This is a genomic window from Frigoribacterium sp. VKM Ac-2859 (genome assembly GCF_013204925.1).
Taxonomy (GTDB): domain Bacteria; phylum Actinomycetota; class Actinomycetes; order Actinomycetales; family Microbacteriaceae; genus Frigoribacterium.
In genome coordinates, this window is sequence record NZ_JABMLC010000001.1 from 1474410 (window position 1) to 1492150 (window position 17741).

At 72.0% G+C, this 17741-nt stretch carries 13 protein-coding genes; 3 read left to right on the forward strand and 10 right to left on the reverse strand.

The genetic code is table 11. The features are described 5' to 3' along the window. Positions 1 to 13: 13 nt before the first annotated feature. Positions 14 to 700 carry a TetR/AcrR family transcriptional regulator gene (locus HQQ78_RS06910; RefSeq protein ID WP_056047111.1) on the reverse strand — a complete coding sequence of 229 codons (687 nt, stop codon included), beginning with the start codon at positions 698 to 700 and terminating at the stop codon, positions 14 to 16. 202 nt (positions 701 to 902) lie between these two features. Between HQQ78_RS06910 and HQQ78_RS06915 the strand changes: the two genes are divergently transcribed. Continuing rightward, positions 903 to 2195, forward strand: coding sequence for an ice-binding family protein (locus HQQ78_RS06915; RefSeq protein WP_173151802.1), 1293 nt, complete (start codon positions 903 to 905; stop codon positions 2193 to 2195). A 117-nt stretch (positions 2196 to 2312) separates the two neighbouring features. On the opposite strand, the gene HQQ78_RS06920 is transcribed toward HQQ78_RS06915, so the two are convergent. The 4 genes from HQQ78_RS06920 to HQQ78_RS06935 form a co-directional block, all read right to left on the reverse strand. Next, on the reverse strand, positions 2313 to 3728 hold the full coding sequence (locus HQQ78_RS06920; protein WP_173151804.1) for a LamG-like jellyroll fold domain-containing protein: 1416 nt from the start codon (positions 3726 to 3728) through the stop codon (positions 2313 to 2315). 35 nt (positions 3729 to 3763) lie between these two features. Next, the gene (locus tag HQQ78_RS06925; protein WP_056047117.1) at positions 3764 to 4369 is read right to left on the reverse strand and encodes a hypothetical protein; all 606 of its coding nucleotides are present in this window, start codon (positions 4367 to 4369) and stop codon (positions 3764 to 3766) included. Between the two features lie 183 nt (positions 4370 to 4552). After that, positions 4553 to 6229, reverse strand: coding sequence for an ABC1 kinase family protein (locus HQQ78_RS06930; RefSeq protein ID WP_371740382.1), 1677 nt, complete (start codon positions 6227 to 6229; stop codon positions 4553 to 4555). Positions 6230 to 6270: 41 nt separating this feature from the next. Then, the gene (locus HQQ78_RS06935) at positions 6271 to 6813 is read right to left on the reverse strand and encodes a PadR family transcriptional regulator (RefSeq protein WP_056047119.1); all 543 of its coding nucleotides are present in this window, start codon (positions 6811 to 6813) and stop codon (positions 6271 to 6273) included. Between the two features lie 386 nt (positions 6814 to 7199). Here HQQ78_RS06935 and HQQ78_RS06940 point away from each other — a divergent pair, with 386 nt between their 5' ends. Then, entirely contained in the window at positions 7200 to 9221 is a 2022-nt protein-coding gene (locus tag HQQ78_RS06940) for an Ig-like domain repeat protein (RefSeq protein ID WP_173151808.1), read from the forward strand. A gap of 197 nt (positions 9222 to 9418) precedes the next feature. Here HQQ78_RS06940 and HQQ78_RS16370 read toward each other — a convergent pair whose 3' ends face one another. The 5 genes from HQQ78_RS16370 to HQQ78_RS06965 form a co-directional block, all read right to left on the reverse strand. Then, complete coding sequence (locus HQQ78_RS16370; RefSeq protein WP_371740383.1) at positions 9419 to 11131, reverse strand: CBM35 domain-containing protein; 1713 nt, start codon at positions 11129 to 11131, stop codon at positions 9419 to 9421. 78 nt (positions 11132 to 11209) lie between these two features. Beyond that, positions 11210 to 13162, reverse strand: a complete 1953-nt coding sequence (locus tag HQQ78_RS06950) for a beta-L-arabinofuranosidase domain-containing protein (RefSeq protein WP_173151810.1) — start codon at positions 13160 to 13162, stop codon at positions 11210 to 11212. Positions 13163 to 13210: 48 nt separating this feature from the next. Then, positions 13211 to 13972 (reverse strand): carbohydrate ABC transporter permease, encoded by a 762-nt coding sequence (locus HQQ78_RS06955; protein ID WP_254065120.1) that lies wholly within the window; start codon positions 13970 to 13972, stop codon positions 13211 to 13213. A gap of 113 nt (positions 13973 to 14085) precedes the next feature. Beyond that, on the reverse strand, positions 14086 to 15072 hold the full coding sequence (locus HQQ78_RS06960; RefSeq protein WP_173151815.1) for a carbohydrate ABC transporter permease: 987 nt from the start codon (positions 15070 to 15072) through the stop codon (positions 14086 to 14088). A 19-nt stretch (positions 15073 to 15091) separates the two neighbouring features. Then, complete coding sequence (locus tag HQQ78_RS06965) at positions 15092 to 16348, reverse strand: extracellular solute-binding protein (protein WP_371740384.1); 1257 nt, start codon at positions 16346 to 16348, stop codon at positions 15092 to 15094. Between the two features lie 175 nt (positions 16349 to 16523). Between HQQ78_RS06965 and HQQ78_RS06970 the strand changes: the two genes are divergently transcribed. Further along, a complete protein-coding gene (locus tag HQQ78_RS06970) occupies positions 16524 to 17549 on the forward strand; it encodes a LacI family DNA-binding transcriptional regulator (RefSeq protein ID WP_056047126.1) in 1026 nt (341 codons plus the stop codon). The last annotated feature ends 192 nt before the right edge of the window (positions 17550 to 17741 follow it).

Below are 17741 nucleotides of genomic sequence, written 5' to 3' on the forward strand. Positions count from 1 at the left end.
GGCGAGGGACGGCTCAGACCAGCTCGAGGTCCCAGGAGGGCGGCACGTAGACGGAGCCCCACCCGGCGCGCAGGCGCGTGATCGCCCGGTCGAACGACTCCACGACGTCCATGTCACGTCGGACCATGGACTGCAGCTGCAGTCCCTCGTAGAGGGCGATCAACTGCTCGGCACCCCTGGCCGGCTGCATCGTGTCGGGCTCGCGCCCGAGCTCGACGTCCTGCGCGAGCGAGCTGTGGATCAACCGGTAGAACTGCTGCCACTGGTCGTGCAACAGCGGCGCCAGCGGGTGGCCCGGGGTCGCCGCGACGTTGACGGTGGCACTCAGCAGGCGCATCAACGCGGGTTCGGCGGCGTTCGCGGCGACGATCGCGCGCAGCAGGGCGATCGTGCCGTGCGTCCGGGCGAGGGGGAGCAGCGGCCGGGTGCGGCGGCCGACCCAGAGGTCGACGGTCGCCAGGACCAGGCCGTTCCAGTGGGTGAACTCGTCGCTCACGGTCTTGACGGGCAGATCGGCGGCTCGGGCGACCAACTCGAACGACGCCTCGTGGAAGGCGTGCTCGGTGAAGACGCGCATGGCCGCCTCGACGATGGCGATGCGTCGCTCGACGGCGGCGGACGGGGCTCCGAACGGGGTGGCGGGGGTGGTCGTCGTGGCCGTCGGGGCGTCCGACGACTCGGGGTGGGTCTCGTGGATCACGCATCGACGTTACGGACCGCACGGCGCACGAGTCGACGCCCAGTCCGGGGTACACGGGTGCCGCTGCGTCGGTCGCGTCGCCGGATGACGCGTCAAGGATTGAGTTCTCAGGGAGACCCGCGTATACCTCAGGTAACGGGGAACGCCCGCACGAACCGATCACGTGTGTCCAGGTGCCTCCTCTTCCCAGTCAGGTGGCGCCATGCCCCGTTCGACGTCCCCTTCCCTCCTCGCCCGCTCGGGGCTCGTCCTCGGCGTCGCCGCCGCCCTCACGGTGGCCTCGGCCCTCCCCGCGAGCGCCGCGAACGTCATCGACGGCCCCGTCGACCTCGGGTCGGCCCGCAGCTACGCCGTGCTCGCCGCCTCGACGGTCACCAACACCGGCCCCAGCGTGGTGAACGGCGACGTCGGCCTCAGCCCCGGCTCCTCGGTCACCGGGTTCGACGCCGGTGGCCCCGGCGTGATCGTCGGAGGCGTGCAGCACGTGGCCGACGAACCCGCGCGGCTCGCGCAGCAGGACCTCACCTCGGCCTACGACGTGGCCGCGGCCCTCACCCCGCAGGAGAGCAACGTCGTCGACCTGGCCGGTCGGTCGCTGTCGCCCGGCGTCTACTCGGGGGACGCGGTGCAGCTCACCGAGAACGGCAGCCTCGCGTTCGCCGGCTCCGATCGGTCGGTCTGGGTCATCCAGGCCGCGAGCACCCTGACCATCGGCGCGAACACGACCATGACCTTCTCCCAGGGCGCGAGCGCGTGCAACGTCTTCTGGCAGGTCGGCAGCTCGGCCACCCTCCTCGCCGACGCGGACTTCCGCGGGACCATCCTCGCGCAGGAGTCCATCACCGCGACGACGGGTGCGACCGTCGTCGGACGACTCCTCGCCCGCACCGGGGCCGTGACGCTCGACACCAACACCCTCACCGTGCCCGCGGCCTGCCCCACGGTCGGCACACCGTCCGAGACCGTCGCACCGACCATCACGTCGGGCAGTCCGACGGCCGCGACCGAGGGCACCCCGTACTCGTTCACCGTCACGGCGACCGGCGCCCCGGCCCCGACCTTCACCGTCACCACCGGCACCCTGCCGGCCGGCCTCACGCTGAACGGCACCACCGGCGAGATCTCGGGCACCCCGACCACCCCCGGCGACACCACCGTCACCATCACGGCCGACAACGGCACGACGCCGCCCGACACCGCGGACTACACGATCACGGTCACCCCGGCCGCCGTCGTCACGCCGCCCCCGGGCGACGGCGGCACCCCTCCCGGCACCGTGACTCCCCCCGGCGCGACCACGCCGCCCGGGACGACCACGCCGTCGACCCCGGCCGTCCCCGTCTCCGACCGGAACGGCACCGGCCCCCGCGGCGACCTCGCCTACACGGGTGCGGACACCACGCTGCCGGTGATCGGTGCCGGCCTGGTCCTGCTCCTCGGTGCCGCCCTCGTCACCGTCACCGCCATCCGACGCCGCCGCCTCGCCCGGTCCTGACCGACGGGTCCACCGGCGGCGCCTCGCTCGACCGACGCGCGCCTCCTGACCGAGGCCCCGGGCCCGGGTCCCCGGGCCCGGGTCACCGGACGCCGGTCGACGGACGCCCGTCGACGTTCACCGGCCGGCCGCGTACCTCGCGCTCACCTCGGCCGCCGTCGAGGCGACGTCGAGGACCGTCGTGTCGTCGAGGTCGCCCCGGAAGTGCTTGCTGGTCGGCGGCGAGGGCCAGGGCGCGTTCACCGCGTCGTAGCCGATCCGCCAGTAGCCGCGGGCGTTCTCGGCCGCCGCCTGGGACGACGACCCGACCGGCGCGCCGTCCACGTAGAGCGTCATGCCCGACGAGTCCAGGGTCGCCGTCGCGAGGTGCCACGCACCGTCGGTGTACGTCGACGGGCTCTGCAGGGTGAAGTACCCGCCGCTGTAGACGCCGAAGATCAGCGTGCCCCGGTCGGTCAGGTAGAGGTGACGGTCGTACTGTCCCGACGCGCCCGCCTGGCTGTTCCCGAAGCCGATCAGCTTGCCGCCCGTCGTCGTGGTCGTGCGGAACCAGGTCTCGACGGTGAAGACCTGGGGGCCGTCGATGTTCAGCCCCGTCGTGACCTGACCGTCCACGCCGTCGAGCCTCAGGAACGGGCCGTCACCGGGGGCGCACGTGCCGCCCGTGATCGTGGCCCCGGGGGTGAGGGTGCCCGGTCGTCCGTTGCCGCTGCTGTCGCGCGCGGTCGTGCCGACCCCGTCGTTGAACTGGTAGGCGAATCGCGCCTGCGCCGCGACCGGGCGGTCGAGGCAGGCGAACCGCGAGGTGGCGAGCACGCTCGAGGTCGAGGTCGTGGCCGAGAACGCCGCGTGGCTCGAGCCGACGACGAGGAAGAGCACGGCCACCCCGGCCACCACGGTGAGGGCGACGCCCGAGACCCGGGCCGCGCGCGACCGCCCCGACGGCTGCGTGGGCGCACGGTGACGGGACGGGGCGAGGGGGTCGACGACGTCCTCGCTGGTCGGCTCGAGCCGCATCGCCGCGAGCAGGAGCAGCACGACGAGGGACACGACGAGCACGCCCACCACGCGGTCGCCGCCGTGCCAGAGCATCGGCGACCCGATGGACGGCACGAGCAGGACCCCGACGCCGTGCACGGCCTCGGCGGCGACGGGGCTCGAGTCGACCTCGGCGTTCGCGTCGCCCTTGAGTCGCAACGACCCGTCGTCGGTCGTGTCGACCAGACGGTGCAGCCGCAGCTCTCCGGCCCGGTCCGGATCGTCGACGAGCAGCACCTGCCCCGCGTCGAGGTCGGTCGTGTCGACGGGCATCGCCACGACCACGTCCCCGGCGGCGATCGCGGGCGACATCGACCCCGTGACCACGGTCGTGGGCGTCCAGCCCCAGAGGGCCGGGACGGCCGCCCAGAGCAGGAGGCACACGGCCGTCGTCAGGACGACCCGCGCGATCGTCGCCAGGCACAGCGCACCCCAGAACGACAGGTCGGAGCGGACCTGCGGGGTGGTGGCGGCGGGGGCCGCGAGGGTCGTCATGTCGGCGTGTTCCGGCTCGGGCGTCGTGTCCCGCGTCAGCGGGTCTGGGCCTCCCAGGTGAAGGCGATCGCCGCGCGCGAGTCCTGACCGGTGTTCGGCGTCGACTGGCTGAGCGCGTACGTGAACTTGAACGAGCGGGACTCGGCGGCCGTCCCGTCCGGTGACCAGGTCGGGGCGCCGGTCGCGTAGCCGGTCCGCTGGCTCGCGAAGTCCGCGAGGGTGCCCGAGAAGACCTGCGCACCCTGGCTCGCCGGGGTGAAGCCGTCACACGAGGCGCTGGAGGCGCCCGACCCCTGTTGGATCGTCAGGTCGAGGAAGGACGAGAGCGAGTTGGTCGTGGTCGCCGCAGTGCCGTAGAGCCGGACCGACGAGGGCAGGCTGCCCGTCGAGGTGACCGTGATGCACCTCGTGCCGGTGTCACCGGGCATCAGGCCCGAGGCCGAGAACAGGGCGACGTCGGAATCGTCGTCCGTGAGCTGCACGGTGCCGGTCGACCAGTTGCTCGTCGGGTTCGAGGTGGTGGCCGAGAAGGCCGAGTACGACGCCGTCGAGATGATGGCGCCGGAGGCGATGACGGCGACGGGCACGGCGGCCCAGCGGGCACGGCGGGTCCAGCGGGCGCGGCGGAGCGATCGGGACATGTCGGGGAGTCCTTCGGGTGGGGGGCGCCGAGGCCCCCGTGGTGCCTGTCGGGAGGGGGCTCTGACGTCTCGGCACGGTGCCGATGGGGCGACGGTACCGAGGGATCGTCGACTCGGTAAGGGGCGTCGTGTCCCCAGTCAGGGGGAACCCCCTGTACCCCGCCGGGGCGCACCGGCCGGAGGTCAGCGTCCGCGGCCGGCCAGCAGCGCGTGCAGCAGGGGCACCGCCGAGGTGGCCATGAGCACCGTGCCGACCACGTCGTCCCCGCTGCGCAGGACGGCCCCCGCGATCAGCAGGGCGGCGAAGAGCACGGCCGAGACCACCCGCCGGGCGGTCCGCTCGATGCGGGTCAACTGGCGCTCGATCCGGGGGCTGCCCACCTCGAGCGTGCCGTCCTCGAGGCGCGTGACGAGGTGGTCGAGTCGGCCGGGCAGACGCACGGCCACCGTGGCGGCGTCGAGGGTGCGGCGCGTGACGTCCTGCACCGCGTTGCCGCGTTCGTCGCGGATCAGCTGGGCCGCGTAGGGCTCGACCGAGTCCCACAGGTTGAACGCCGGGTCGAGCGCGCTGGCGACCCCCGAGGTCAGCGTCATCGCCCGCAGCACGAGCAGGAAGTCCTCGGGCAGCTGGAACGGCAACGACCGGATGAGGTCGCCGAACTGCCCGGCGAACTCGCGGTACTCCCGCGGGTCGACCTGCCGGAGTTCGGCGAACCCCATGCCGCCGAACCGGGCGAAGGTGGCGGTCACGGCCCGCTCGAGCCCGAGAGTGTCGGCGCTCGGCAGCAGGACGCCGAGGTCGCGCATGGCGTTCACCATGCCCGAACCGTCACGCGAGGCCGCCGCGATCAGCAGCTTGCGCAAGCCCGTCCGGGTGCCCGTCGGCACCTCGCCCATCATGCCGAAGTCGATGAAGGTGAGCTTCCACGGTCGCTGCCCGTCGACCGCGTCGGGCACGGGCGTGACGAAGATGTTGCCGGGATGCGGGTCGGCGTGGAAGAACCCGTGGGTGAAGAGCTGGTCGAACATGACCGCGGCGAAGACGGGGGCGACCTCGGCGGGGTCGATGCCGGCGGCGGCGAGCGCGTCGACGTCGGTGATCTTGATGGCCGAGACGTCGTCCAGCACGAGGACGCGACGCGTGGTGCGCTCCCACACGACGTCGGGCACGCTCACCCGGTCGTCGTCGGCGAAGTCGGCGGCGAAGCGGGCCGAGTTGGCGGCCTCGTTGAGGTAGTCGATCTCTTCGAGGCTGGTGCGTGCGAACTCCTCGACGAGGGCGGGGGCGTCGACCCGGTCGGACACCAGCCGGACGTGGCTGAGCCAGCCGCCGACGCGGCGGAGTGCGGCGAGGTCGACGTCGACCACGGCGTCGATGCCGGGCCGCTGCACCTTGAGCACGACGTCCGTGAGGCCCGTGTCGGCGGCGTCGACGGGCCCGAGCGTCGCCCGGTGCGCCTGGCCGAGCGAGGCGGCGGCGATGGGCGACTCGGCGACGGTGGCGAAGACCTGCCCGAGGGGTCGGCCCAGCTCGGCCTCGGCCAGGGCGCGGATGCCCGGGAAGGGCACGGGCGTGACCTCGTCCTGCAGCCCCTCGAGCTCTTTGGTGATCTCGGGCGGCAGCACGTCGAGTCGCGACGACAGGTACTGGCCGACCTTGATCATCAGACCGCCGAGGTCGAGGGCCAGGGCGTGGAAGCCCCGAGCGAAGCGCCGCATGCGCCGGGCACGCGTGCGCTCCGCGAGCCGCCGCAGGCCGAAGCGGGGCAGGACGAGTTCGAACCACCAGGTGACGGCGAGGTGCCGCGACGCGAACCGCAGGATGCGACGGTAGCGCGCGCGACCGGCCCGGTCACGCACCGGAGGACTGGACGCGGAGGGGTCGGTCGACGCCACCCTCGTCAGTCTCGGGCGAGGATCGAGTAGATGCGACGACGGGCCTCGTCGAGCACCGCCACCGCCTCGTCGACCTGCTCGGGCGAGCCCGTCCGGCCGACCTGCGCCGTGGCGCGGGCCAGCTCGACGCCGGCCTTGGGCAGGGCGCGGAACCGGTCGCCGGTGGCGGAGCGCTCGGGCTCCCACGGAGCCGACGGGTCGACCCCGGCGGCGGCGCGACCGGCCTCGGTGAGCGAGTAGACCTTGCGGCCGTCGGTCTCCTCCGCGGCGACGAGCCCCTCGTCGGAGAGCAACTGCAGGGTCGGGTAGACGGACCCGGCGCTGGGCTTCCAGTCGCCGCCGCTGCGCTCGTCGATCTCGCGGATGATCTGGTAGCCGTGCATGGGGCGTTCGGCCAGCAGCGCGAGGATCGCGGCCCGCACCTCGCCCCGCGGGGCACGGGTGCCCTCGCGGCGGTCGAAGGTCGAGCGGAGCTGCTCCATGGCCTGCCACATGCCGTCGAGGCCGGTGCCGAAGCCGAAGGTGCCGGGTGCTGACGTGCTGCTCATGGTGTTCTCCTTCTCGAGGGTGGAACGGGGTCGAACGATACCCGGACGATATACCCCCACCGGTGGCCCGTCAGGGCTGACGCCCAGGCAGGAGGCGCGGCCGCCGAGATCCCGAACGGTCCTGTTCTGGGGGTCCCCACGCACTCGTTCGGGGGGTTCGGGCGACCGGGCGAGGGTGGTTGAGTTCCATTCGTGGGTATGAACCCCCACCGACGGCGCGTTGCCGTCACCTCTCCGGCGTTCCCCGACGTCCGCCGGCGAGCCCTGCTGCCTCGGCGTTCCCCGACGTCCGCCGAGGCGGCAGGACCTCCGTCGTTCCCCGACGTCCGACGGAGCCGTACGTCCCTCGGTGACGGTCCGCGCCTCCGAGATCCCTGGAGTCCGCCATGCCCTCGTTCCCGACCCGCCGCCTCGCGGCGACCGCCGCCGCCGCGGCCCTGCTGTTCACCGTCCTGGTGACCGCCCCCGCCCAGGCCGCGACCCCGTCGCCCGCCCCGGCCGCCACCGCCCCCACCACGACGGCCGCCGCCTCGACGGCCACGTCGGGCGTCTCGGCCGACCTGTCCGGCGACATGATGACGGTGCCCGCGGCGCCCCTGCTGAGGGCCCAGACCGACGACGACGTGTCGCCGACGACCGGGGTGACGGACCACCCGGTGTACGTCAGCGTCGCCGCGGCGACGGCCGCGACCTCGGACGACTCCCCCACGCCTCCCGACGACGCCTCGATCCGGGCCGCCGTGACGCAGCTGCACGACTACTGGTGGGCGGAGTCGGGTCACACCGTGAACGTGACGCTCGCCGGCATCGAGACCCGGTCGCTCGACCAGGCGTCGTGCGTCCCGGCCACGGTGCTCAACACGGTCCACACGTCGGCCTTCGGCGGACGGTTCGCCCGGTACGCGTGGGCCGGCACGAACGAGCACCTGATCGTCCTGAGCCGCGAGACCTGTGGGACGACGGCGACCGCGTTCGGCACGGTCGGCGGCGACGGCGGCGAGGTCTTCAGCTCGTACGGAGCGGGCAACACGCTGGGCGTCCCCGTGCTGCTGCACGAGTTCGGCCACAACCTCGGCTTCGGCCACGCCGGTGCCGGCATGTGCCGCAGCACGACGTCGTTCGACGGGGCCGCGAGCGACTACCGGTACGCCACGTCGACCGACTCCCCCGCCTCCTGCCCCGTGCTCGAGTACGGGGACTTCCTCGACATCATGGGCTACTCGGTCTCGTCGTCCCGCCCCCACCTGTCGTCCGTCCAGCGGGTCCGCGCCGGTTACCTGACCGACGTCACCACGCTCAGCGGGGCGGGCACGACCCGCCAGGTCACCGTCGCCTCGCTCGACGGCGCCGCGAAGGGCCGCGCCGTCAAGGTGGTCGACCCGGTCAGCGGTCAGGACTACTACGTCGAGTACCGCACCGCGACCGGGACGGACGCCACCAGCCCGGAGTTCGGCGGACGTTCTCCGTCCTGCGCCCTCGTCGGATCGGGCTTCACGCGCTGCGCGCTCACCAGCGACAAGACGACCGGCAGCGTCCGGGTGCTCCGACCGCTCACCCTCGCGGGCAGCACGGTGTCGACCGTCGCCCTGGCGGTCGGCCTCGACGCCGGGCGCGACCCCAGCCGTCGCGACACGCACCTCGACGCGGGCGAGTCGTTCACCAGCGCGAACGGCGGCTTCACGGTGTCGGTCCGCTCCATGACCCCGTCGGGCGGAGCGGTCCTCGACGTGAGCCTCGCCGGGGGGTCCGCCAAGGTGCCCGCCTCCGCTCCGGCCCCGACCCTGTCGGCCCCGGCGCCCGCGACCGCCCCCGCGACGACGACCAGTCGACTGAGCGTCGACCGCACCCGCCAGACCCACGGCTCGACCACCCCGATCACGACGACCACCCAGGTCGTCGCGTCGGACGGCTCGGCCCCGAGCGGGACGGTGACGCTCCGGGACGGCACGGCCGTCGTCGGCAGCACGAAGGTCGGGTCCGACGGGCGCGCCACGGTGACCCTGCCGGGGACGACCGCGGCGGGCACCCACCAGCTGCGCGCCTCCTTCGTCCCTGCCACGACGACGCAGTCCGGCTCGGACTCGGCGGTCGTCGGCGTGACCGTCGACAAGGCCTCCTCGTCCAGCGCGCTGACCCGCGGGACGACGGCGATCACCAAGAACAAGGCGGCGACGGTCACGGTCACGGTGTCGGCCCCCGGCGTCCCCCGCCCCACCGGCACGGTGACCGTGACCTCGGGCGGCAGGACCGTCGGCACCGCCACCGTCTCGGCCGATGGAGCAGGACGCGTCACCGTGCCGGTGGGGACCTTCACCCGCGGGGGCACGTACGTCCTATCCGCGTCGTACGCCGGGTCGGGCAACGTGTCCGCCAGCGTCTCGAAGCGGATGATCGTCGTCCTGCGCTGACGCGCGCGGCGCCGAGTCCGCGGCGCCGAGTCCTCGGCGCCGGGTCCGCGACCCGGGCGCCGGAGCGTCAGGAGGCGCGGGTCGCGACCACAGAGGGGCGGTGCGTCACGGCACGGGACCGTGACGCACCGCCCGGCCCGACAGGAAGAGCTGTCGGGCGGCCGGGCCTTCTCAGGAGCCCGGCGGCCTACCGGCGGCTACCGCGGAGTCACCGTGATCGAGTCGAGCTCGGCGAATCCGGTGCCCCCGGCGAAGTTCGGAGAACCCTTCGCCAGACGGATCACGTTGACCCCGGCCTTGAGCGTGACGGGTGTGGCCGCCGAGGTGGCGAACCGCCCCCAGCCACCCGTCGGTGCGTACGACACCGTCGAGAACGCACCACCGTTGAAGGCGAGGCCCTGCGTCGACGTCGTTGCGCCTCCGTTCGCGTAGCGGGTCGTCAACGAGTAGCTGCCGGCCGTCGGCACCTCGACCACGAAATCGACGAACGAGTTCGACCGGCCGTCACCCAGACCGTCGATGCGACCCACGTAGCCGGAGTTGGACGCCGAGGACGACGACAGGATCGACGCGTTGACCACCGTCGCGTTCTCGGCCTCGTAGGTCTGCTGGTAGCTCGTGGCCGGGCCCGAGGCGGGCGTGACGACCACCTGGTAGGCGCCGAGGTAGTCCTGGTTCGGGATGGGGACGGTGACGGCCCCGTTCACGACGCCGACGGTGGTACTCGACAGCTGGGTCGGTGCAGCGACGTTCGCCATGCGTCCCGAGCGCGGCGTGTAGTTCACCGTCACCCTCACCTGCGACCCGAGACCGGCCAGTCCCTTGACCTGTACGGCGTTGTCACCGAACGTCCCGCCGAACGCGACGTTGACGATCCCGCGGGTCGAGTCGTACGAGGCGAACCCGTCGAGATCGCCCGAGGGCGTCACGTCGACCATGGAGCCCGCCATCTCGCCGTACCACTTGTAGAGCCAGTACGACCCGGTCGGAGCGTTGTTCCACACGAGTCCCCCGACCGTCCCGGATTCGTACCAGTACGCGCGTTCGGCGTCCTTGATGCCGGTGCGCTCGAACTGCGCGATGAAGTGGGCCGCGACGCTGGGGGTGTCGACCTGGTTCGGCGAACCGTATTCGTTGATCGAGATCGGACGCGGGCTGATGCCGAGGTCACGCTCGATCGATCGGTAGTCGGCCACGTGCTCGTCGACGTCGGCCCACCCGCCGTCGTCCAGTTCGTGCCAGACGACGACGTCCGGCAGGGTGCCGTCGGCCTTCGCCCTGGCCATGAACTCGCGCATGCGGTCGGGGTAGTAGCGGCTGTAGCTCGGACCCACGATCGGCGTCACCGTGTCCTGCAGCTTCACCTGGCGGTAGGTCCGGGTCCACCCGTCGAGGAACGGGCCCGCCTTCGCGGTGTCCCAGGTGCCGTCGGGCTCGTTCCACAGCTCCCAGCCGTTGATGTTCGTCGTGCCCGCCGCGGCGACCCGGGCCCCGACCATCGTGTCGATCTTCTGCGTCCAGTCCTGCCAGCTGATCCAGCGGTACGGGAAGTCCGGGTAGACGTCGGGCATGCGGGCGTACGACTGTGCACCGTCGCGGGTGAACGCGTTCGCCGTCTTCAGCACGTCGCCGGTCGGCACGGTGGCACCGTTGCCGAGCTGCTGCACGCCGGGAGCGGGCTGCGTGTGCTGCTTCAGCCGCAACGGCGTCAGCAGACCAGGGGCCGGCGTCGTGTCGGACGCCACGGCGTACAGCCCCCCGGCTCCGACGTGGGTGACGGGCCTGATGCTCGTCGAGGCGTCGACGACGAGCGTGTTGCCCGCCGCTTCTGCGGGTGCCGCCGGTGCGACGAGCGCCGCGAGGACCGCCGTCGCCGCCAGCAGTCCCGTCGTGATCTTCGTTCGGTTCACAGAGAAGCTCCTTTGCTTTCTTCGAGGGATGGAACCGGGTCGCACCGCCCTCACGGGCGGGACGTCAGGAGGCGCGGGTCAGCCCTCGACCCGGGCGATGGGCAGCCAGACCCTCATGGTCGACGGCCCGCGGTTCGCCCAGGTGGCGTAGGGCACGAGGGCGACCGCGCCGAGCGGGCCGGTCGCGTCGACGGGCTCGCCGTACGGCCAGTCGGCGGTGGCCGCGGCCAGACGTGACACCTCGACCGTGGCACCCCACTCGGTGGTCACCGGTTCGACCGAGGTGTCGACGACCACGTCGTTGACGTCGCCGTCGGGCAGGTCGGTCGACTCGAGCGCCAGCACGAGCGGGCCGCGCTGAACGGCGACCTGGCCGCGCACCGCGTCGATCCGAGGGTCGGGCAGGCTCCACCGGGCTTGCATCGGCAGGTCGACCGTGACGACGTCGCCCGCCGCGAACCGGCCCCGGACGGTCGTCGAGCGTCCGTCCCGCACGGACGGTGCCTGGCCGGGCGCCTCGATGCGTGCCGAGCCCGCCCACGAGGGAATGCGCAGGTCGAGGTCGACCTCGCGTCGCGTGTCGTCGCGCCAGGTGATGCGGACCGCGCCGTCGTAGGGGTAGCCGCTGCGCACCGACAGGGCGATCGGCGTGCCGTCGGAAAGGGCGGTGTCGACGTCGTACTCGCCGTACTGGTGCACCTGCAGCCCGGCCGGCGTCTTGGTCGCGAAGGTCGACTCGACGCTCGCGAGCGTGCGGGCGACGTTCGTCGGGCAGCACGAGACCTCGAACCAGGGCGCCCGGAGGCTCGACAGGGCGCGGGCGTTCAGCTCGTCCTCGTCGGGGGCGACGCCGTCGGTGCGCTGGTGCAACGTGTTCGTGTAGAAGAAGGCACGCCCGTCCTCGCGGGGCGAGGCCATCACGTTGTTGAACAGCGTGCGTTCGATCAGGTCCGCGTAGCGCGGGTCGCCGTCCTGCAGCAGCAGGCGCCACGACAGCATGTTCGAGGCGATGCCGGCGCAGGTCTCCGAGTAGGCGCGATCCGGCGGAAGCTCGAAGTCGGCACCGTACGCCTCGTCCTGGTGGTGCGAGCCCATCCCGCCGGTGACGTACGTGCGGCGCGCGACGGTCGCCTCCCACTGCCGCCGGACGGCGTCGGCGAGTTCGTCGTCGCCGGTCTCGACGGCCACGTCGAGGGCCCCGGCCGCCAGGTACAACGCCCGCACCGCGTGCCCGCGCAGCACCTCGGCCTCCCGCACCGGCACGTCGTCCTGGAAGTACTCCTGGCCGTACTCGATCGGCGCCAGCAGGCCGCGGCCGCGGCGCTCGACGAAGAGGCGCGCGAGCTCGACGTAGCGGGGCTCGTCGAGGGCGCGGCCGAACTCGACGAGCGCGACCTCGATCTCGGGGTGCCCGCAGACCGCCACCCGCCCGTCGGGCCCGAACTCGACCCAGAGGTGGTCGGCCAGGCGGCGGGCGACGTCGACCAGGGCGCTCTCGATGCCGGTCCTCTCGGCCGCGACGGCCGCCTGGAGGAGGTGGCCGAAGCTGTAGAGCTCGTGGCCCCATTCGAGGTTCGAGTAGCGGGCGGGCTGCCAGGGACGACCGAAGCTGGTGTGCAGGTAGCCGTCGTCGTCCTGCGCCGAGGCGACCCGGTACACCAGCTGGTCGTAGCGCGACGAGAGGTCGGCGTCGTGCGATCGGCCGAGCTCCCACGCCATGCCCTCGAGCAGCTTGTAGACCTCGCTGTCGACGAACTCGATGCCGGCGTGCACCCAGCCGGCCTGATGGGACGCGGCCCGGTCGAAGTTGCCCGTCCAGCCGATGCGCTCCATCCAGTCCTCGCAGTGGCGCAGCACGACGTCGGCGTTCAGGCGTTGCTTCTCGGCCCAGTACCCGCCGGTCAGGCGGATCTCGGACGAGTCGAGCGGGGTCAGGGTCGACCGGCCGGGCCGGACCGGGCCCGAGAACGGTGCGGTCGAGGTGTGGATGGTGGTCACGGGCGTGCTCCTCGCGGGATGTGTGGTGGTCATGTCGGTTCGGTCCTGTCGGCCAGGCGCTGTCGGCTCGGGGAGGCCGGCTCAGTCCTTGACGGCACCGGCGGTGACGCCGGCGGCGACGTACCGCTGGGCGACGACGAGCAGGACGGTGGCGGGGATCGACGCGACCACGGCGGTCGCCATGATCGAGTTCCACTCCTGGTTGTTGTTGCCGATGTAGCGGTAGATGCCGAGGGTGATGGTCTGGGCCGAGCCGCCGCTGTTGAGCGTCGACGAGAAGACGAAGTCCGACCAGGCCCACAAGAACGCGAACAGCCCGACGGTGACGGCCGAGTTGCGGCTGACCGGAAGCACCACCGAGACGAAGGTCCGCCACGAGCCGGCCCCGTCGAGCTTCGCGGCGCTCAGCAACTCGTCGGGGATGCCGCTCATGAACGCGGTGAAGATCAGCACGCCGAACGGCACCGCGAGCGTCGAGTCGGCGATCACGAGACCCCACCACTCGTTGAGGATGCCGAGGTTGAGGTAGATCGCGTAGAAGCCCATCGCCATGATGACCTGGGGGATCATCTGCGCGACCAGCAGGACGAAGCTGAGCGCGCCTCCCCCCTTGGGCCGCAGCTTGGCGAGCGAGTACGCGGCCGGTGCCGACAGGGCGACCGTCACGACGACGGTGCCGAGCCCGACCAGCAGGCTCGTGCCGAGGTAGGGCAGCTGCTCGGACACGACGGCCGAGTAGCCGTCGAGCGTCGGATTCGTCGGGAACCACGACGGCGGGCTCTGCCGCATCTGCGCCGTCGGCGTCAGCGAGACGTTGATCATCCAGTAAATGGGGAACAACATGATCGCCGTGAAGACGACGCCGAGGACGGTCGTGGCCAGGCTGCGCCGGCCGGCCCGCCGCGAGGAGGCGCGGCGCACGTCCGATCGCGGGGCGGGGGTCCGGGTGATGACGCTCATGACCGACTCTGCTTCCTCTGCACGCGCAGGTAGACGAATCCGCAGATCAGGGCCATCACGATCAGCAGGTTGCCGACGGCGGCCGCGGGGCCGAAGGTCGGGAGGGTCGAGCCGAAGCCCAACTGGTACGACCAGATGGCGAAGGTGGTCGAGGCGTCGCCCGGGCCGCCCCGGGTCATGATCCAGATGATGTCGAAGACCTTCAGCGTGTAGACGAGGCCGAGCAGGATGGTGATGGCCGACACCGGGCGCAGCAGCGGGAACGTGATGCGCCAGAACTTCTGCCAGGCGTTCGCGCCGTCGAGCGCCGCCGCTTCGTAGAGGTCACCCGAGATGTTCTGCAGGCCGCTGTAGAGGATGACCAGGTTGAACGGGATGCCGATCCAGATGTTGGCGACGATCACGCTCGTCAACGCCCACTGCGGAGAGGTGAGCCAGTTGACCTGGCTGCCGCCGAAGGTCTCGATGACCGAGTTGACGACGCCGCTCTCGCTGTTGAGCATCCAGGACCAGGTCGACGCGCTGACGATCAGCGGCAGCAGCCACGGCACGAGGAACAACGCGCGCAACGTCGACGACAGCGGGAACCTCTGGAAGAAGAAGACCGCGAGTGCCATGCCGATCGAGAACTGGAACGCGATCGAGACGCCCGTGAACAGCAGCGTGTTGACGAGGGCCGGGCCGAACGTCGGGCTGGCGAAGACGTCGGTGAAGTTCTCGAACCCGATGAACGGTGCCGTGCCGTCGATGAACGACCGCACGGTGTAGTCGCGGACCGACAGGTCGACGTTGCGGATCAACGGGTAGGCGTAGAAGACCGCCAGGTAGAGGACGACCGGGGCGATGAAGGCCCAGGCGGTCAGCTGGCCCGCGTCGGGGCGACGGCGACGCCTCGGGCGGCCGGGGCCGGCGGGCGGGACGTGCGTCCCGCCCGACCGTCCGTCGGGCACGGCCTCGCGACGTTCGAGGATGACGGTGCTCATGGTCGCTCGTCCCGGACGGTCACTTCGTGGCCGACTCGGCGGCCTGCTGGGCCTCGTCGAGGGCGTCCTGGGCCGACGACGACCCGCTGAGGCTGTTCTGGACGGCCTTCCAGAGCTGCTCCGAGATCTTCGGGTACTCGGTGCCGAGGTCGTCGCTCGTGCGCCCCTTGGCATCGCCGACGGCGGTGACCCACGGTTCGAGGTCGGGGTCGGCCTGCACCTGCTGCTCCTGCGCGTCCTTCGTCGGCGCGACGTACGACAGGGTCGTGTCGGTGGCCACGAGGTTGTCGGTGCTCGTCAGGCACGCCCGGATCTTCTCGCTGACGTCGTACCGGGCGTCGTCGCTCTGGACGGGGACCGTCAGGAACTCACCGCCCGTGGGGGCCGGTGCCGCGCCTCCGTCCTTCGCGGGGATCGAGATGATGCCGTAGTCGATGCCCGAGTCCTTGACGCCGGCCAGTTGCCAGGTGCCGTTCTCGCCGAAGGCGTACTCCCCCGTGAGGAACTCCTGCCAGCTCGTGGTCTGCGTGTTGCCGATGACCGAGTTCGGGGCGTAGCCGTCCTCGACCCACCCGGTCCAGAGGTCGAGCGCCGACACGGCGTCGTCGGACGAGAGGTCGGTCAGCTCGGCACCGGACCCCCAGTACCAGGGCAAGAACTGGAAGCTTCCTTCTTCTGTGCCGATGGCCGAGAAGGTGATCCCCTTCCCGCCGGAGGCCGAGACCTTCTCGAGGGCCGAGGTCAGGGTGTCCCAGTCGGTGATCGACGCGGGGTCGACGCCCGCCGCGTCGAGGACGGTCTTGTTGTAGTACAGCGCCAGGGTGTTGGCGCCGATGGGCACCCCGTACGTCGCACCGTCGATCTGTCCGGCCGCGAGGATGTTCTGCTCGATGTCCGAGGTGACGGCACCGGTCTCGTCGGTGTCGGTCAGCAGGCCCGCCTCGGCCAGCGTCGAGACGACGGGGTTGTCGACGAGCAGCAGGTCGGGCGAGTTGCCCTGCTGGCCGGCGAGGAGGGCCTTGCTCGTCAGGTCGGAGGTGTCGTAGCCGGTGCGTTCGACGGTGACGCCGGCCTCGGTGCCACAGGCCTGCACCAGCTTCGCCCAGTCGGACGAGTCGTCGAACTGCGGGTACGGGTCCCAGAAGGTGTACGTCCCCGACGGGGCCGAGCTGCTGCCGCCCGACGAGCCACCGGCACACCCGGTCAGGGCGAGCGACACGGCGGCCAGACCCACGACGGCGACGGCCGTCTTCTTGCTGCGGATGAACGAGATCACAGGAATTCCTCTCTGAATGCTGCGGGTTCCTCGTTCGGAGAGCGCCGCGCGGTGCAGGGGGATGCCGGTGCGCGACCGTCTCGTCGTCGAGAAGTTGTAACCGAAACCGGTTTCGGGTTGAAAGCTACATTTGCCACAGTTGCTTGTCAACACGTTCGTGAACTATTTTCGCTACATGGGTACGAGCAGCGGTGGTCGAGGGACGGGGGCGCCCGTCACGCTCGCGGACGTGGCCCGGGCCGCCGGCGTCTCGGTGGCGACCGCGTCGAAGGCCCTCAACGGGCGGGCCCAGGTGCGCGAGAGCACGCGCGTCAAGGTGCGAGAGGCCGCCGCCGCCCTGTCGTTCACCCCGAACTTCTTCGCCCAGGCCCTCAACTCCCAGCGCACCGGCACGATCGGCATGGTCACGAGCGACCTCGACAACCGTTTCGTCCTGCCCGTGCTGCTCGGCGCCGAGGACGCCTTCGGCTCGGGGTCGCTCTCGGTGCTGCTGGCCGACGCCCGCGACGACGCCCTGCGTGAGCAGTTGCACCTGCAGAACCTGCTCACCCGACGCGTCGACGGGCTCCTGATCGTGGGCCGCACCACCAACCCCCGCCCCCCGGCTCCCGTCCTCGCCGACGTGCCGGTGGTCTACGTCTACGCGCCGTCGACCGACCCGACCGACGCGTCCTTCACCCCCGACAACGTGCAGGCCGGCCGTCTCGCCGCCGAGCACCTCATCGCCAAGGGTCGGCGGCGCATCGCGCTCGTGAACGGCGAGTCGTCTTACGCCGCCTCACGCGACCGGGCGGCGGGGGTGCTGGCCGCCACGCAGGCCGCCGGGCTCGAGCTCGTCGGCGGTGCCTCGTTGTACGGGCAGTGGGGCGAGGCCTGGGGGCGGGACTGCGCGCGCCTCCTCGTCCGGGGCGACGAGACCGTCGACGCGATCGTCGCGGGCAGCGACCACATCGCCCGCGGCGTGCTCGACGCGCTGCGCGACGAGGGCCGGTCGGTGCCGGGCGACGTCGCCGTCATCGGCTTCGACAACTGGGACGTCCTCGTCCGCGAGTCACGCCCGACGCTGACCAGCGTGGACATGAACCTCGAACAGCTCGGCCGGGCGGCCGCCCAGCACCTGGTCGACGCGATCGGGGGCTCGACCTCGGCGGGCGTGACCTACGGAGCCGTGCGCGTGCACGAACGCGAGTCGACCGGCTGACGCGCGGCGCGCCTCCTGCTCTGGACCTCCGCGCCGGCCCGGTGGCCTTCTTGCCGGCCCGGTGCCGCCCCCTGCCCGGCCCGCAGCGCGACGAAGAACCCGGTTCCGAACCATGCACCCAGAAGGAACGGGGTGCATGGTTCGGAACCGGGTGCGAGGCGGCAGGAGGCGCGGGTCGGCGACCGGCGGAGG

What these genes read in the sequence shown, in the direction of transcription:
- HQQ78_RS06950 (WP_173151810.1), bottom strand. Translation starts at nt 13,162, where the DNA reads ATGACCACCACACATCCCGCGAGGAGCACGCCCGTGACCACCATCCAC.
- HQQ78_RS06955 (WP_254065120.1), bottom strand. Translation starts at nt 13,972, where the DNA reads ATGTTGTTCCCCATTTACTGGATGATCAACGTCTCGCTGACGCCGACG.
- HQQ78_RS06935 (WP_056047119.1), bottom strand. Translation starts at nt 6,813, where the DNA reads ATGAGCAGCACGTCAGCACCCGGCACCTTCGGCTTCGGCACCGGCCTC.
- HQQ78_RS06925 (WP_056047117.1), bottom strand. Translation starts at nt 4,369, where the DNA reads ATGTCCCGATCGCTCCGCCGCGCCCGCTGGACCCGCCGTGCCCGCTGG.
- HQQ78_RS06960 (WP_173151815.1), bottom strand. Translation starts at nt 15,072, where the DNA reads ATGAGCACCGTCATCCTCGAACGTCGCGAGGCCGTGCCCGACGGACGG.
- HQQ78_RS06915 (WP_173151802.1), top strand. Translation starts at nt 903, where the DNA reads ATGCCCCGTTCGACGTCCCCTTCCCTCCTCGCCCGCTCGGGGCTCGTC.
- HQQ78_RS06920 (WP_173151804.1), bottom strand. Translation starts at nt 3,728, where the DNA reads ATGACGACCCTCGCGGCCCCCGCCGCCACCACCCCGCAGGTCCGCTCC.
- HQQ78_RS06940 (WP_173151808.1), top strand. Translation starts at nt 7,200, where the DNA reads ATGCCCTCGTTCCCGACCCGCCGCCTCGCGGCGACCGCCGCCGCCGCG.
- HQQ78_RS06970 (WP_056047126.1), top strand. Translation starts at nt 16,524, where the DNA reads ATGGGTACGAGCAGCGGTGGTCGAGGGACGGGGGCGCCCGTCACGCTC.